This window comes from Pseudomonas kielensis, from assembly GCF_030505375.1.
Taxonomy (GTDB): domain Bacteria; phylum Pseudomonadota; class Gammaproteobacteria; order Pseudomonadales; family Pseudomonadaceae; genus Aquipseudomonas; species Aquipseudomonas kielensis.
The window spans coordinates 3,890,696-3,906,233 of record NZ_CP130043.1 but is presented as its reverse complement, the minus strand read 5'-3'; the positions used below and the strand labels follow the sequence as shown (position 1 = coordinate 3,906,233).

The 15,538-nt window shown below is 61.0% G+C and carries 13 protein-coding genes; 6 read left to right on the top strand and 7 right to left on the bottom strand.

From position 1 onward, the window contains the following. The first annotated feature begins 2 nt into the window (after positions 1-2). Entirely contained in the window at positions 3-2,951 is a 2,949-nt protein-coding gene (locus Q1W70_RS18325) for an HD domain-containing phosphohydrolase (protein WP_302097708.1), read from the top strand. Here the strand turns inward: Q1W70_RS18325 and Q1W70_RS18320 are convergent, their stop codons facing one another. Further along, positions 2,952-3,434 carry a GAF domain-containing protein gene (locus Q1W70_RS18320; RefSeq protein ID WP_185818845.1) on the bottom strand — a complete coding sequence of 161 codons (483 nt, stop codon included), beginning with the start codon at positions 3,432-3,434 and terminating at the stop codon, positions 2,952-2,954. It abuts the gene before it with no gap. Then, positions 3,431-4,321 carry an ATP-binding protein gene (locus tag Q1W70_RS18315; RefSeq protein ID WP_166590164.1) on the bottom strand — a complete coding sequence of 297 codons (891 nt, stop codon included), beginning with the start codon at positions 4,319-4,321 and terminating at the stop codon, positions 3,431-3,433. Before Q1W70_RS18315 ends, Q1W70_RS18320 begins: the two co-directional genes overlap by 4 nt. Positions 4,322-4,483: 162 nt before the next feature. On the opposite strand from Q1W70_RS18315, the gene Q1W70_RS18310 reads away from it, so the two are divergent. Beyond that, on the top strand, positions 4,484-6,805 hold the full coding sequence (locus Q1W70_RS18310) for a hybrid sensor histidine kinase/response regulator (RefSeq protein ID WP_166590230.1): 2,322 nt from the start codon (positions 4,484-4,486) through the stop codon (positions 6,803-6,805). Here the strand turns inward: Q1W70_RS18310 and Q1W70_RS18305 are convergent. The 3 genes from Q1W70_RS18305 to msrB form a co-directional block, all read right to left on the bottom strand. Next, the gene (locus Q1W70_RS18305) at positions 6,789-7,250 is read right to left on the bottom strand and encodes a MarR family winged helix-turn-helix transcriptional regulator (protein WP_166590163.1); all 462 of its coding nucleotides are present in this window, start codon (positions 7,248-7,250) and stop codon (positions 6,789-6,791) included. The genes Q1W70_RS18310 and Q1W70_RS18305 overlap by 17 nt on opposite strands. Next, positions 7,247-7,732: a glutathione peroxidase gene (locus Q1W70_RS18300; protein ID WP_166590162.1), complete on the bottom strand. Its 486-nt coding sequence runs from the start codon at positions 7,730-7,732 to the stop codon at positions 7,247-7,249. Before Q1W70_RS18300 ends, Q1W70_RS18305 begins: the two co-directional genes overlap by 4 nt. 152 nt (positions 7,733-7,884) lie before the next feature. After that, a complete protein-coding gene (msrB, locus tag Q1W70_RS18295) occupies positions 7,885-8,280 on the bottom strand; it encodes a peptide-methionine (R)-S-oxide reductase MsrB (RefSeq protein ID WP_159997279.1) in 396 nt (131 codons plus the stop codon). 224 nt (positions 8,281-8,504) lie between these two features. On the opposite strand from msrB, the gene Q1W70_RS18290 reads away from it, so the two are divergent. Both Q1W70_RS18290 and htpX read left to right on the top strand, forming a co-directional pair. Continuing rightward, positions 8,505-9,716 (top strand): pyridoxal phosphate-dependent aminotransferase, encoded by a 1,212-nt coding sequence (locus Q1W70_RS18290; RefSeq protein ID WP_166590160.1) that lies wholly within the window; start codon positions 8,505-8,507, stop codon positions 9,714-9,716. Positions 9,717-10,031: 315 nt separating this feature from the next. Beyond that, complete coding sequence (htpX, locus tag Q1W70_RS18285; protein ID WP_095168127.1) at positions 10,032-10,919, top strand: protease HtpX; 888 nt, start codon at positions 10,032-10,034, stop codon at positions 10,917-10,919. Between the two features lie 104 nt (positions 10,920-11,023). Here htpX and Q1W70_RS18280 read toward each other — a convergent pair whose 3' ends face one another. Then, positions 11,024-11,680, bottom strand: a complete 657-nt coding sequence (locus Q1W70_RS18280; RefSeq protein WP_265538131.1) for a thiopurine S-methyltransferase — start codon at positions 11,678-11,680, stop codon at positions 11,024-11,026. Positions 11,681-11,783: 103 nt separating this feature from the next. Between Q1W70_RS18280 and Q1W70_RS18275 the strand changes: the two genes are divergently transcribed. Beyond that, on the top strand, positions 11,784-12,551 hold the full coding sequence (locus tag Q1W70_RS18275; RefSeq protein WP_182341574.1) for a DODA-type extradiol aromatic ring-opening family dioxygenase: 768 nt from the start codon (positions 11,784-11,786) through the stop codon (positions 12,549-12,551). Positions 12,552-12,641: 90 nt separating this feature from the next. Here the strand turns inward: Q1W70_RS18275 and Q1W70_RS18270 are convergent, their stop codons facing one another. Continuing rightward, positions 12,642-14,315 (bottom strand): DEAD/DEAH box helicase, encoded by a 1,674-nt coding sequence (locus Q1W70_RS18270; RefSeq protein WP_095168122.1) that lies wholly within the window; start codon positions 14,313-14,315, stop codon positions 12,642-12,644. 421 nt (positions 14,316-14,736) lie between these two features. On the opposite strand from Q1W70_RS18270, the gene Q1W70_RS18265 reads away from it, so the two are divergent. Then, positions 14,737-15,528: a crotonase/enoyl-CoA hydratase family protein gene (locus tag Q1W70_RS18265; RefSeq protein ID WP_302097706.1), complete on the top strand. Its 792-nt coding sequence runs from the start codon at positions 14,737-14,739 to the stop codon at positions 15,526-15,528. Positions 15,529-15,538 lie beyond the last annotated feature (10 nt).

Genomic DNA, 15,538 nt, shown 5'->3' with positions numbered 1-15,538 from the left:
CAATGCCCAGCCCACTGCGCCCGGACAAACGGCGATTGCCGCTGCACGTGCACATCAGCGTGATGTTCACCCTGTTGCTGCTGTTCACGGGCGTTGTACTGGGTATTTTCAATTACCGACAAACCACCGAAATCATCCTCTCCAGCAGTGAGAAACTGTTCGAACGCATAGACCAGGACGTACGCAGGGACCTGCAAACCACCTACCAGCCCATTCGACGATTGCTCAGCCTGTTGGCAGAAAGCGTCGCGATCCAGGGCACGGACCTGGCGCACCGGCTGCCCCTACTCAAACCCTTCAGCCAGTCCCTCAGGGACAATACCGAGCTGGCATCGCTGTACGTCGGTTATGCCGATGGTGATTTTTTCATGGTCCGTCCATTGCGCAGCGATGCACTGAAAAAAAACCTGCAGGCACCTGATGCCGCCGCCTTTCAGCTCTGGAGCATCGATCGTGACAGCCTCACCGGGCAAACCCGCTCACAATCCCTGTTCTATGACGCGACGCTGAACCAGATCGGGCGCCTGGATAATCCGCAGGAAGCCTATGACCCGCGCACCCGCGCCTGGTTCGACCGGGCCAACATCAGCCAAGAGCAAATCACCACCGAGCCCTACATCTTCTTTTCGACCCACAACATCGGCACGACGCTCGCCCGCCGCAGCGGCCCCAACGCCGTCGTAGGTGCCGACCTGACGCTGGCGCAGCTGTCCGCCACCCTGGCCAAGCACCAGGTAACGCCCGGCACCGAAGTCGCCCTGTTCGACGGCGACGGCAATGCTGTTGCTTACCCCGACAGCCGCAAGCTGATCATCGATGATCAAAAGGCCCACTTGGCCAAGGTCAAGGACTTGAGCCCGGCGCTGGCAGCCCTGTTCATGCATACGGCCAGCGGCAATCGCCTGGAGGTCGGCAACCGTCAATGGATCTTTGCCCGCAGCAGCATCCAGGAGGGTGGCCCGCGGGGGCTGAACCTGGCGGTGATGGTGCCCGAAGAGGAATTGCTGGTCGATGCCTATCGAATGCGCTGGCAGGGCGCCCTACTGACCCTGGCTATCTTGTTACTGTGCGTGCCACTGGGTTGGCTGACTTCCCGCATCCTGGTCAAACCGTTACGGGCACTGGTGCAGGAAGCCGACGCGATTCGCAGTTTTGATTTCAACTACCCGGTCACCCGCCGCTCGCCGGTGCTGGAAGTCGACCAGCTCAGCGTCTCCATGGCGCGCATGAAAGCGACGCTGGCCAGCTTCTTTGAAATCACCGACAGCCTGTCGGCAGAAACCCGCTTCGAGCCGCTGCTGCTAAGAGTCCTGGCGGAAACCGTGAAGATTGGCCAGGCCCAGGCGGGACTGATCTACCTGCGGGAAAATGAAGGCAACCGCCTCCAGCCCCATGGCTTGTTCATCGAGGGTGAATCCCACGACCTGTCGGCGTTCAACATCAAGGGTCACGACCCTGACGACACGCAGGCCCCTGCCTGGTTGCGCCCACTGACAAGCCAGAACGCCCTGGTGACTACCCTGGGATTCGAGCAGGCAGGCGACCTGCAAAGTGTCATGCTGGCGCTGCAGAGCCCCAGCGTGCACCTGATCGGCATTCGCCTGCACAACCGCCATAACGAAACGGTCGGCGTGCTGGTCCTGTTGCTGGCCGACAGCGGCGCGCAAGCGGACCTCGAAAAGCTGCGCCCCGACCGGATCGCCTTCATCCAGGCGGTCTCCGGCGCTGCGGCCGTCAGCATCGAAAGCCAGCGCCTGCAGCACAAGCAAAAACAGCTGCTGGACGCCTTCATCCAGTTGCTCGCAGGTGCGATCGATGCCAAGAGCCCCTACACCGGCGGCCACTGCCAACGGGTACCCGCACTGACCCTGATGCTCGCCCAGGCTGCCGCCGCCAGCCGGGCCCCGGAATTCGAGCGCTACAACCCCACCGACGATGAATGGGAAGCGCTGCACATTGCCGCCTGGTTGCACGACTGCGGAAAAGTCACCACTCCCGAATACGTGGTCGACAAAGCCACCAAGCTTGAGACCCTCACCGACCGCCTGCACGAGATCCGCACCCGTTTCGAGGTGCTCAAGCGCGATGCCTGGATCGACTACTGGCAGGGGCTCGCCCAGGGGGGCGATGAACAGATACTGGCTGCGACGCGCGACACCCGCCTGGCCGAGCTCGACGACGACTTTGCCTTTGTCGCCCGCAGTAACCTGGGGGGCGAGACCATGGCCGAGGCCGACCTGCAACGCTTGCACGCCATAGCCCAACGCACCTGGACCCGCACCCTGGATGACCGGCTGGGGCTATCCTGGGAGGAGAACCGCCGTCAGGCACGTAGCCCAGCTCCCGTGCTGCCGGTCAGCGAGCCGCTGCTGGCGGATAAACCCGAACACCTGTTCGAGCGCAACAGTGCCGAGCTGATTCCAACGGACAACCCCTGGGGCTTCAAACTCGACGTACCGCCGCACAAATACAACCGTGGCGAGCTGTACAACTTGAGCATCACCCGCGGCACGCTGACCCGCGAGGAGCGCTACATCATCAACCATCACATGGTGCAAACAATCCTGATGCTCAGCCACCTGCCCTTCCCCGGGCACCTGAGCAACGTCATGGAGATTGCCGCCGGGCACCACGAAAAAATGGACGGCACCGGCTATCCCAGACAACTCACGCGGGAACAGATGAGCCTGCCGGCGCGGATGATGGCGATCGCCGATATTTTCGAAGCGCTGACTGCCGCAGACCGACCCTACAAGAAAGCCAAGACGCTCAGTGAGGCCCTGGGCATCATGGCGTTCATGTGCCGTGATGCCCACATCGACCCGCAGCTTTTTGCGCTGTTTATCGAGGAACAGATCTATCAGCAGTACGCCGACAGATACCTGGAGCCAGGGCAGATCGATGCCGTGGACCGGCAAGGCCTGCTGGCCAAAGCAGGCCTGGTCAGTTGATCAGCAGTCGGTAAGGCGCAGGAAGATTGCGGCCAGTTGCTCGATACCGGCCTGGTCGGCGACGCTGAAGCGCGCCAGTGATGGGCTATCCAGGTCCAGCACGCCGATCAGCCGACCGTCCTTGACCAGTGGCACCACCAACTCACTGTTCGACGCGCTGTCACAGGCAATGTGCCCGGCGAACGCATGCACATCCTCCACCCGCTGAGTCGTGAGCGTGGCCGCCGCAGCGCCACAAACACCCCGCCCGAAGGGGATCCGCACACAGGCAATCTGGCCCTGGAATGGCCCGAGCACCAGCTCTTCATCGCGGTTCAGGTAGAACCCGGCCCAGTTCAGGTCATCGAGCTGATGGAACAGGAACGCCGAGAACTGCGCGGCGTTGGCGATAAAATCTCGCTCATCGGCCAGCAACGACTCCAGCTGTGCGCAGAGCAGGCCATAACCGTCCAGGCCTGCGCCGCTGTTTTGCAAATCGATCATGCCTGTTGCTCCAACAATTTGAGCCCGACCCAATAGCGGGCGAACTGATAGGCGCAACGCCCGTTGCGGTTACCACGGCCAGTCGCCCAGCGCACCGCGAGGATTTCCAGTTCTTCATCCCGTTGCCAGGCCAGGCCGGCCTTGGTGGCCAACTCGCCGACCCAGTGTTCGACCACGTTGAGAAAGTGCTCCTGGGTAAAGGGGTAGAACGACAGCCACAGGCCAAAACGATCCGACAGCGCGATCTTGTCCTCCACCGCCTCACTGGGGTGCAGTTCGCCGTCGACCCTTTTCCAGTTTTCGTTATCGCTCTCTTTTTCCGGCACCAGGTGGCGCCGGTTGGAGGTGGCATACAGCAGAACGTTGTCCGGGGCCTGCTCCAGCGAGCCGTCGAGCACACTCTTGAGTACCCGGTAATCGCCCTCGCCCGCCTCGAAAGACAGATCGTCACAAAACAGCACAAAGCGTTGCGGCAACTTGGCGACCTGCTCCACCACCCGTGGCAGGTCCGCCAGGTGATCACGCTCGATCTCGATCAAGCGCAGCCCGCCCTTGGCATGCTCGGCCAACAACGCGCGCACCAGTGAAGACTTGCCCGTTCCTCGCGAGCCCCAGAGCAGAGCATGGTTGGCAGGCAGGCCATCGAGGAACTGGCGCGTATTGCGGCCCAGCTGTTCCAGTTGCTTGTCGACCCCGATCAGGTCGGTCAGGCGCATGTCCAGGCTGACCTCAAGTGGCAGCAGAAAACCACTGCGCCCCTCACGCTGCCAGCGGGCAGCCAGGCATTGTGTCCAGTCGATGGCACTGCGTGGCGCAGGCAGCAGCGGCTCGATACGAGCCAGAACCGCATCAGCGCGTTCAAGAAAGGCATTCAGTCGAGAATCCACGTCTTCTCCTCAAGGCAGTTCACAGTAATGATGGGCAGACCAAGCCGCTCCTGACGCCAGACACCATCCGAGTCGCGAGCCAGAGCGCTGCGCGCACGGCAAAACTCGGTAGCGATCAGCTATGCTTGGCCCAGAAGGGAAACGAAAGTGGCTGCGCACCCGATGGATATCAAGTTCACCAACCGCCTGTCCTATAAGCAAGCCAAGCTCACCGTGCTGGTCGGTTTTGTCCTGGGTATGCTGCTGAGTCTGCTGCAGATAGGGATCGATTATGCCAGCGAAGATGCTTCCATCAACCGGGAAATATTGTCGTTGCTGGAAATCAGCCACAGTCCCGCCTCCCGGATCGCCTACAACATCGACGCGGAACTGGCCCAGGAGTTGACGCTTGGCCTATTGCGCTCACCCGCGGTGATTGGTGCGCAACTGACCGACAATAACAACACCGTGCTGGCCAACGTCAAGCGTGCCCCCTCAGCCAGTTCTTACCGCGTGATCAGCGACTTCCTGTTTGGCGCCAATCGTCAATTCAAGGAGCGGCTGTTCCTCGAGCATCTGCCCGATGAGTCCCTCGGCACACTGCAACTGGAAGTCGATACCTACGCCTTCGGCAGCCGCTTCTTGCGCCGGGCCGAAGTCACCCTGCTCAACGGTTTCGCCCGCAGCCTGATCCTCAGTGGCATTCTCCTGGCGTTGTTCTATGTGATGCTGACCAAGCCGCTGGTACGGGTCATTCGTGAGCTGAGCGAGCGAGACCCGCGCATTGCCGAGCAACCGCCGCTGGAATGCCCGCTGCACCATCAGAACGATGAAATCGGAGTGCTGGTCAGGGTGGCCAACCAGCAGTTCGAAAGCATGACCACGGAAATCCAGCAGCGACGCGCCGCCGAAAATCGCCTGACCGACTACCTGGGTCAACTGGAGACCATCGTTTCCTCGCGAACCGCCGAGTTGAAAGCGATCAATCGGCGCCTGACAACCTCCAACGAGGAACTGCAGATCGCGCGCCAGACAGCCCTGGACATGGCGCAGGCTCGCTCGGTGTTCCTGGCCAACATGAGCCATGAAATCCGCACGCCCCTCAACGGCCTGCTGGGCATGATCGCCTTGTCCCTCGACAGCCCCTTGAATGCCGAGCAGCGCCAACAACTGGCGATTGCCCACGACTCCGGCAAAGTACTGGTGGAATTGCTCAACGATATTCTCGACCTGTCGAAGTTCGATGCGGGCCAACTGGAACTCGAACACATTCCCTTCGACCTCGGCTCATTGATCGAGGACACCGCCAACCTGCTCTCGCAGAACGCGGCACCCAGTGTCGAGCTGACCTGCCTGATCGACCCGCACTTTCCCGCCCAGGTGATTGGCGACCCGACACGGGTTCGGCAAATCGTCAGTAACCTGCTGTCCAATGCCCTCAAATTCACCCGCTTCGGCCGCGTCGATGTGCGCCTCAGTTCCTGGGAGGATGGCGTTCGGATCGAAGTCTGCGACACCGGTATCGGCATTGCCCAGGATGCCCAGGTCAAGATCTTCCAACCCTTTACCCAGGCCGGCGCCGGCATTACGCGCCAGTTCGGCGGCACCGGGCTGGGGCTGGCCCTGACCTTCAACCTGTGCAACGTCATGCAAGGCCGCCTGAGCATCAGTTCGGAGTCGGGTTTTGGCAGCCAGTTCTGTGCCGACCTGCCACTGCCCGCGCACACTCGCGCCACACCGCCGGCCCGCCTGCAGGGCAAGGTCGTGGCCATCACGGCGGCCAGCAGTGGCCTGGCCGAGTTGTTGCGCAGTCTGCTGCCCGGATGGGGCCTGGACTACCAGCAGCGCAGCCTCGATGACTCTTTGCACGGTCTGGACCCCGATGTACTGATTACCGACTGCCCACCCTGCCTGTTCGAATTGCGCTCGACGTTCTCCGCACCGATCTTGCTGGTGACAGCCTACGGCAACTTCATGCCCAGCGAAGAAAGCGCCGCCCTTGCTCCTCTGCAACAACAAGCCCGCCCGCTGGCGCGCAATGCGCTGTACCAGACCTTGCGCCGGGCCTTGAACGTGGAAAGCGCTGGGGATAACCGGGCGCCCGATCAAACGCCGTCGCCTCCACGCCGCGGGCGAATCCTGTTGGTGGAGGACAACCCGGTCAATCAACTGGTGGCCAAAGGCATGCTAAGCAAACTGGGCAGTGACGTGATTGTGGTGTCCCACGGCGCCGAGGCACTCGACCAACTGGAACTCAGCCACTTTGACCTGGTGCTGATGGACTGCAACATGCCGGTCATGGACGGCTATGAAGCCAGTCGGCATATCCGGCGCAGCGGTCGCTGGCCGGACCTGCCGATTGTCGCCTTGACCGCCAATGCCATGCCCGAGGAACGGGAGCGCTGTCGCGCGGCCGGGATGAACGACTACTTGGCCAAACCCTTTCGCCGCGAGGAACTCGCCGCGCTGCTGGACCTGTGGATACCGCTCAGGAAAGCCCCTTGATCTGCTCCAGCAACTGATCGAGCCCCGCACGCAATTGCGTCAGTTGCTGAAGATCGATGCCGCTGTCGCACAACAACCTGGTCTTGAGGGGGCCGACCTGCTCACGCAATGCACTACCGGCCGGCGACAGGCTCAGGTGCACTTCCCGTTCGTCACGCGCCGAACGTTGGCGCTGGACGAACTGCATCTGCTCCAGGCGCTTGAGCAAGGGGGTCAGCGTTCCGGAATCCAGCGCCAGGCGTTCGCCCAACGCCTTGACCGTGGGTTGCTCAGGCGGCTGTTGCTGCCACTCCCACAACACCAGCATCACCAGGTACTGCGGATAGGTCAGGCCCAGGGGCTCGAGCAAGGGCTTGTAGCTCCGGATCACCGCTCTGGAGGCCGCGTACAGCTTGAAGCAGAGCTGGTCATCCAGCGCCAGCGAATCAACGGACAGGTCATTCATTTGAGCAGGGCTTCAATCTCGCGTGTCAGGTCCTGCGGCTTGGTCGCGGGGGCAAAACGCTTGACCAGGTTGCCGTCCTTGCCGATCAGGAATTTGGTGAAGTTCCATTTGATGCCTTGGGACCCCAACACGCCGGGGGCGCGCTTCTTCAACTGAACAAACAGCGGATGGGCGTCGCTGCCATTGACGTCGATCTTTTTGAACAGCGGAAAACTGACACCGAAGTTCAATTCGCAGAACTCGGAGATCGCCCCCTCGTTACCCGGTTCCTGCTTGCCGAACTGATTGCAGGGAAAACCAAGCACCACCAGGCCCTGATCCTTGTAGGCCTGCCACAATGCCTCCAGTCCCTTGTACTGCGGGGTGAAGCCACATTTGCTGGCAGTGTTGACCACCAGCACCGCCTTGCCGGCGTAATCGGCGAGGGTCTTTTGCTCCCCCTTGATCGTGGTGCACGGGATGTTGAGCAGGTTGTCGGTCATGGTACAGCTCCGATTAATGGGCAGTGGCGACAAACATAGCGAGCAATTGGATTGTACGCAATTTAATTAACCAAAAACCGACCGGGAGTACCGGCCGGCTAACGAGCGCTAGCTGCCGGGAGCACACCTTCGCCGGCCGGCCAGCACCTGCCTCAGTCGCGCGGCACCAGGTCCAGGCACACGGAGTTGATGCAATAGCGCAGGCCAGTGGGCGGCGGGCCGTCCGGGAACACATGACCCAGGTGCGCCTCACACTTGGCGCAAACCACTTCCGTGCGGATCATGCCGTGGCTGACATCGCGGATCTCGACCATGGCACTGGCGCCGATCGGCTCGTAGAAACTTGGCCAGCCGCAGCCGGAATCGAACTTTGCCCGGGAGTCGAACAGCGGTTCGTTGCAGCAGATGCAATGATAGACACCCGCGGTTTTGGTCGCGTTGTACTTGCCCGAGAACGGTCGCTCGGTGCCCTTGAGACGGCACACGTTGTACTGCTCCGGATCGAGCATGGCCCGCCATTCTTCCAGGGTTTTCTGGATCTTTTCCATTGTCCTACCTCAGCAACTGAAAAAGCCCGATCTGTACCTTTTCCACGGATCGGGCGGCACGTATGATTGCGCCTCGTCAAACGCCAGTCTGGCAGCCGCGTTACACGCATTCAAACGGATTTTGGTGCACCGCTCCGAGGCGCCGGGCTCGTGTGAGAACGCAGGATTCACAGTACGGTAGTTCATACAACGTCTGGATCGTTCATTTTCGGGAACACATCGCCATGCAGGTCAGCAAATCGAACAAGCTCGCCAACGTCTGTTATGACATTCGCGGCCCGGTGCTCAAGCACGCCAAACGCCTGGAAGAGGAAGGCCATCGCATCCTCAAGCTGAACATCGGCAACCCGGCACCCTTTGGTTTCGAAGCACCTGATGAAATCCTCCAGGACGTCATCCGCAACCTGCCGACTGCCCAGGGCTACAGCGACTCCAAAGGCCTGTTCAGCGCGCGCAAGGCGGTGATGCAGTACTACCAGCAGAAGCAGGTCGAAGGTGTCGGTATCGAGGACATCTACCTGGGCAACGGCGTTTCCGAGCTGATCGTGATGTCGATGCAGGCCTTGCTCAACAACGGCGACGAAGTGCTGGTGCCGGCGCCCGATTACCCGCTGTGGACCGCTGCAGTGAGCCTGGCCGGTGGCAACCCGGTGCATTACCTGTGCGACGAACAGGCCGACTGGTTCCCTGACCTGGCTGACATCAAGGCCAAGATCACCCCCAACACCAAAGCCCTGGTGATCATCAACCCGAACAACCCGACCGGCGCGGTGTACTCGCGCGAAGTCCTGCTGGGCATGCTCGAACTGGCGCGCCAACACAACCTGGTGGTGTTCTCCGACGAGATCTACGACAAGATCCTCTACGACGATGCTGTGCACATCTGCACCGCCTCGCTGGCACCGGACCTGCTGTGCCTGACCTTCAACGGCCTGTCCAAGTCCTACCGGGTGGCGGGTTTCCGTTCCGGCTGGATCGCCATCTCCGGGCCCAAGCAACACGCCCAGAGCTACATCGAAGGCATCGACATGCTGGCCAACATGCGCCTGTGCGCCAACGTGCCGAGCCAGCACGCGATCCAGACGGCGCTGGGTGGCTACCAGAGCATCAACGACCTGGTGCTGCCCCAGGGGCGACTGTTGGAGCAACGCAACCGTACCTGGGAGCTGCTCAATGACATTCCTGGCGTCAGTTGCGTGAAGCCGATGGGGGCGCTGTACGCGTTCCCGCGGATCGATCCGAAAGTCTGCCCGATCCACAATGATGAAAAATTCGTGCTCGACCTGCTGCTCTCGGAAAAACTGCTGGTGGTGCAGGGCACCGCGTTCAACTGGCCGTGGCCTGACCATTTCCGTGTCGTCACCCTGCCCCGCCTGGACGACCTGGACATGGCCATCGGCCGGATTGGCAACTTCCTGAAATCCTATCGCCAGTAATCGACTTGTTGCCGAGGCGAGTATCGACTCGTCCTCGGTGATTGATTCAGCAACATATCCCCCGCCTTTCGACTACTCTCTGCGCCTTGTGTACGGGCGCTGCCTCATCTGTGGCTGCAACCCAATAGCACCGGGCATTGCGTAGGAAAAAACCGACCCAATATGGCTTTAGACGATACGAGAAATGTCCTGCAACCCACTAGAATCTGGCTGTAGGACACAGTTTGAAATAGTCACCCGGTTGAATAGCCCGGTGCAGCACCTTATATACCCCGCAGTAAGCTACATCTTTAGCATGAGGAGATTTCTACAACCATGATGCGCATCCTGCTGTTTTTGGCCACTAACCTGGCGGTCGTGCTGATTGCCAGCATCACCCTGAGCCTTTTCGGCTTCAACGGGTTCATGGCGGCCAACGGGGTTGATCTCAACCTCAATCAGCTGCTGATTTTCTGTGCGGTCTTTGGTTTCGCCGGTTCCCTGTTCTCGCTGTTCATCTCCAAGTGGATGGCGAAGATGAGCACCAGCACCCAAATCATCAGCCAGCCGCGCACTCGCCATGAACAATGGTTGCTGCAAACCGTTGAGCAACTGTCCCGCGAAGCCGGGATCAAGATGCCGGAAGTCGGTATTTTCCCGGCTTACGAGGCCAACGCATTTGCCACCGGCTGGAACAAGAACGATGCACTGGTTGCGGTCAGCCAGGGCTTGCTCGAACGTTTCTCGCCGGACGAAGTGAAAGCGGTCCTGGCCCACGAGATCGGCCACGTAGCCAACGGTGACATGGTCACCCTGGCGCTGGTCCAGGGCGTGGTGAACACCTTCGTGATGTTCTTTGCGCGGATCATCGGCAACTTTGTCGACAAGGTGATCTTCAAGAACGAAGAAGGCCAGGGCATCGCCTACTACATCGCGACCATCTTCGCTGAATTGGTCCTGGGCTTCCTGGCCAGCTCGATCGTCATGTGGTTCTCGCGCAAACGCGAGTTCCGTGCCGACGAAGCCGGTGCTCGCCTGGCGGGTACCAGCGCCATGATCGGCGCCCTGCAGCGCCTGCGCTCGGAGCAAGGCCTGCCGGTGCACATGCCGGACACCCTGAATGCCTTCGGCATCAACGGTGGCCTCAAGCAAGGGTTCGCTCGCATGTTCATGAGCCACCCGCCGCTGGAAGAGCGTATCGACGCGCTGCGTCGTCGCGGTTGATCCGCCCGGCGCAATAACAAAAAGGCCCGCAGCGATGCGGGCCTTTTTTGTTTGTCCTGAGCGGGCGCCTTGCTCGCGATGTGGTCGGCACAGTCAACGCAAAGCTAACGAGGGGAAATCCGGTACACCCGCTCCACAAGCCGCGTCACCCCGGCCTGCAGGAACTTCCCGCCCTCGCCCAGTACATCCTGCTCCTGCAGCTCTTGCGTCCGCCAGGCACGCCCCAGCAAGCGCTGCACCTCGTCATCCGCCACGGCAAACGGTGGTCCTGGCAACTGCGCCTGATCGTAATCCAGAGTAATCAGCAACCCGCGCAACTCGGCCGGCAAGATCTGCTGCAGATGCGCGGCATAACGCTCGCGCATCGACGGCGGCAAGGCGATCAGCGCTGCGCGATCGTACAGCGCAACACAATCAGCCACATCCCGTGCTGCCAGCGCAAAAAAATCGCCACACCACAGCTCGATGGCCCCGGCACGATAGACCCTGAACGCGCCCACATCACTCACTTCTGGCGTTAACTTCTGCTCGCTGAAGAAGTCTTCGACAGCCGTTTGTGAAATTTCAATCCCAAGCACCGGGTGCCCCTGCCCTGCCAGCCACAGCAGGTCCAGACTCTTGCCACACAGCGGGACCAGCACACGCGCCCGCGCAGGGACCGCCAGGTACGGCCAGTGTTGCTGCAAATACGGATTGACTTGCGGCTGGTGAAAACCGATCTGGTTCGAAGCCCACTTCTTGTGCCAAAACGCCGGCTGCATAAATCACCCTGAAAATTCGATCAATAGGCACTAAAACTTATATTAGATTTAGATCAATGATCTGACTGAAGATGCAGCTATCTTACCGCTCAGGACCGCCTTCATGCTCCCCAGCCTGTTTATCTCCCACGGCTCACCGATGCTGGCGCTGGAACCCGGCGCCAGCGGGCCGGCACTGGCGCGCCTGGCCCGCGAGCTGCCAACCCCCAAGGCCATCGTGATTGTCTCCGCGCACTGGGAAAGTCAGGACCTGCGGGTCAGCAGCGGCGCACAACCAGAAACCTGGCACGACTTTGGTGGCTTTCCGGCCGCCCTGTTCGCCGTGCAATACCCCGCACCCGGTCAGCCGGAGCTGGCGGCACAAGTGGCCGAACTGCTCAAGGCTGATGGCCTGGTGGCGCAACTGGACGGGCAGCGTCCGTTCGATCATGGGGTCTGGGTGCCGTTGTCGCTGATGTATCCGCGCGCCGACATCCCCGTGGTGCAGGTGTCACTGCCAAGCCATGCCGGTGCGGCGCTGCAGACCCGGATTGGTCATGCACTGGCCAGCCTGCGCCAACACAGCGTGCTGTTGATCGGCTCCGGTAGCATCACCCACAACCTGCGGGAGCTGGACTGGCACGCCGGCCCCGAGAGCGTCGAGCCATGGGCCCGTGAGTTCCGTGACTGGATGATCGACAAGCTGGCGGCCAACGATGAAGCGGCGCTGCATGACTACCGCCAGCAGGCACCCAACGCGGTGCGCAGTCACCCGAGTGACGAGCACCTGTTGCCGCTGTATTTTGCCCGCGGTGCCGGCGGCACATTCAGCGTGGCGCACACAGGCTTCACCCTGGGCGCGCTGGGCATGGACATCTATCGTTTTGGCTGACCCCTGCCCCTGGGCAGCAAACAGCAGGCAAAAAAAATCCCCGAACCAGTCGGGGATTTTTTATCGCAGATCAATCAGCCCAGGGGCGGATCAATCTTCGCGGTAGCGACGCAGTTTCAGCTGCTTACCGGCAACACGAGTGTCCTTCAGCTTGGTCAGCAGTTTCTCCAGACCATCTTCCGGCAGCTCTACCAGCGAGAAGCTGTCACGCACCTGGATGCGACCGATTGCTTCGCGAGCCAGACCACCCTCGTTAAGGATGGCGCCCAACAGGTTCTTGGCAGCGATACCGTCACGCGCACCCAGCGCGGTACGGCAACGAGCACGACCTTCGGCCAGCGGGATCGGTGCACGACGCTCACGATCACCACGGTCCGGACGATCACCGGTACGCTCTGGACGGTCGCCACGCGGTGCATTGTTCGGCACCAGTGGACGCTCCTTCTCGATCGCAGCCAGGGTCAGCGCTTGACCGTTGGTAGCCTTGCGCAGCAGGGCTGCGGCCAGGGCACGCGGGCTGCAACCGATGTCGGCGGTCAGGCGATCAAGCAGATCACCGTGGGTCGACTCGGCATCAGCAACCAGCGGCGCCAGGCTGTTGGTCAGTTTCTTGATGCGCGCATCCAGAACTGCCTGGGCGTCCGGCAGGCGAACTTCAGCAACTTTCTGCCCGGTTACACGCTCGATCACTTGCAGCATGCGGCGCTCACGAGGAGTCACCAGCAGCAGCGCACGACCTTCGCGACCGGCACGGCCGGTACGGCCGATACGGTGAACGTAGGATTCCGGATCGTACGGCATGTCAACGTTGAACACGTGAGTGATGCGCGGAACGTCCAGGCCACGAGCAGCAACGTCGGTCGCCACAACGATGTCCAGACGGCCATCCTTGAGGGAGTCGATCACGCGCTCACGCTGGTTCTGGGCAATGTCACCGTTCAGCGCAGCGGCTTTGTAGCCTTTGGCTTCCAGGGCGCTGGCCAGGTCCAGGGTCGCTTGCTTGGTCCGCACGAACATGATCAGTGCGTCGAAATCTTCCACTTCCAGCAGGCTCAATACAGCCGAGGTCTTCTGGTCAGCGTGAACCAACAGGTGAGCCTGTTCGATCGCGGTAACGGTCTGAGTCTTGGTCTGGATCTTCACGTGTTGCGGATCGCGCAGGTGGCGTTCAGCAATGGCACGGATCGACTGCGGCAAGGTGGCCGAGAACAATACGGTCTGACGGGTAGCTGGCAGTGCCTTGAAGATGACTTCCAGGTCGTCCATGAAGCCCAGCTTGAGCATTTCGTCGGCTTCGTCGAGAACCAGGTGGTTCACGGTCGACAGGACTTTCTCGTCGCGACGCAGGTGGTCGCACAGACGGCCCGGCGTGGCGACAACAATCTGTGCGCCATTACGGATTGCTTTCAATTGTGGGCCCATCGGCGCGCCGCCGTAGACAGCCACAACAGTTACGCCTGGCATTTGCTTGGCGTAGGTTTCAAAAGCGGTTGCAACTTGCAGCGCCAACTCTCGGGTTGGCGCCAGGATCAGGGCTTGCGGCTCGCGCTTGGCAGGATCGATGCAGTGCAGGATAGGCAGGGCGAACGCGGCGGTTTTACCGGTACCGGTTTGCGCCTGGCCAATCATGTCTTGGCCGGCCATGATGATCGGGATCGATTGCTGCTGAATAGCCGAAGGCTCTTCGTAGCCGGTCGCAATGACGGCTGCCAGAATATTCGGATTAAGATTAAAAGCGGCGAAGCCGCCGGTTTCCTGGGTCATGGGTCTGCCTCTAAGTGCATCCGCAAAGACCCATGCTCCAAAGCTGCGCGTGCCGTGTTGAGACTCAAGAGTCGCCCTGGCAGCTTTGTCGGCGGGGATTTGCGAAAACGAATGAATGAAAAGAATCGTCAAGGAAGAGTCCGCAGTGCGGACGTGCAGCCGAAGCTGACTTCGGGGAATTGCTCTACCTAAACGCGGCCCGGCTAAAGGCCGGCGCGCACTATACCGGAATTAGCTGAAAAAGGGAGCTTTTTTTATCGGAAAAAGCCTGTGAACGCAGGACTGTCACAGCTTTTGCGGATATTCGCGCGACGGTCTATTTTTCAAAGGCCCGGCCCTGCTGGTCATCACGCTTAATCGGTTCATCTTGCAGGCCGCAACCTTTGGTCCGATGCCTCCTTTCCCTCCGAGGATTTACCCCATGAATCAACCGGATAAGAGTCGTGTCAGCCTGGAACGACGGGGTCACGTCCTGTTGATCGGGCTGGATCGGGTCGCCAAGCGTAACGCATTCGACCTGGACCTGCTGAACGCCTTGAGCCTGGCCTATGGCGAGTTCGAGGCCGACTCGCAGGCCCGGGTTGCCGTGGTGTTTGCCCATGGCGAGCACTTCACTGCCGGCCTCGACCTGGTGAGTGCCAGCGACGCACTGACCCAGGGCTGGCAGGTTCCGAGCGGCGGCTGCGATCCGTGGGGCGTATTCGTCGGCCCCAGGGTCAGCAAACCGGTGATTGTGGCCGCCCACGGGTATTGCCTGACCATCGGCATCGAACTGATGCTGGCGGCGGACATCAACCTGTGCGCCAGCAACACCCGCTTTGCGCAGATGGAAGTCCAGCGCGGGATCTTTCCCTTCGGCGGCGCCACCTTGCGCCTGCCTCGACTGTCGGGCTGGGGCAATGCCATGCGCTGGTTGTTGACCGGAGACGAATTCGACGCTCACGAAGCGTTGCGCCTGGGGCTGGTGCAGGAAGTCATGGCCAGCGAGGACCTGCTGCCGCGCGCCATTGAACTGGCTGAACGCATCGCCCGCCAGGCGCCGCTGGGCGTGCAAGCCACATTGCAGTCGGCACGCCAGGCCCACCTTGAAGGTGAAGCCGCGGCGGCGGCGAGTTTGCCAGCGTTGGCCAAGGAACTGTTGAACAGCGAGGATGCCAGGGAAGGCGTGCGGTCGCTGATCGAAAAACGAGCAGGGGTGTTCAAAGGCTGCTAAACCGCCCCCC

Coding starts and splice junctions, on each gene's coding strand:
- Q1W70_RS18265 (WP_302097706.1), top strand. CDS start 14,737: ATGAATCAACCGGATAAGAGTCGTGTCAGCCTGGAACGACGGGGTCAC.
- Q1W70_RS18290 (WP_166590160.1), top strand. CDS start 8,505: ATGCAGGTCAGCAAATCGAACAAGCTCGCCAACGTCTGTTATGACATT.
- htpX (WP_095168127.1), top strand. CDS start 10,032: ATGATGCGCATCCTGCTGTTTTTGGCCACTAACCTGGCGGTCGTGCTG.
- Q1W70_RS18310 (WP_166590230.1), top strand. CDS start 4,484: ATGGATATCAAGTTCACCAACCGCCTGTCCTATAAGCAAGCCAAGCTC.
- msrB (WP_159997279.1), bottom strand. CDS start 8,280: ATGGAAAAGATCCAGAAAACCCTGGAAGAATGGCGGGCCATGCTCGAT.
- Q1W70_RS18280 (WP_265538131.1), bottom strand. CDS start 11,680: ATGCAGCCGGCGTTTTGGCACAAGAAGTGGGCTTCGAACCAGATCGGT.
- Q1W70_RS18300 (WP_166590162.1), bottom strand. CDS start 7,732: ATGACCGACAACCTGCTCAACATCCCGTGCACCACGATCAAGGGGGAG.
- Q1W70_RS18320 (WP_185818845.1), bottom strand. CDS start 3,434: ATGATCGATTTGCAAAACAGCGGCGCAGGCCTGGACGGTTATGGCCTG.
- Q1W70_RS18270 (WP_095168122.1), bottom strand. CDS start 14,315: ATGACCCAGGAAACCGGCGGCTTCGCCGCTTTTAATCTTAATCCGAAT.
- Q1W70_RS18325 (WP_302097708.1), top strand. CDS start 3: ATGCCCAGCCCACTGCGCCCGGACAAACGGCGATTGCCGCTGCACGTG.
- Q1W70_RS18305 (WP_166590163.1), bottom strand. CDS start 7,250: ATGAATGACCTGTCCGTTGATTCGCTGGCGCTGGATGACCAGCTCTGC.
- Q1W70_RS18275 (WP_182341574.1), top strand. CDS start 11,784: ATGCTCCCCAGCCTGTTTATCTCCCACGGCTCACCGATGCTGGCGCTG.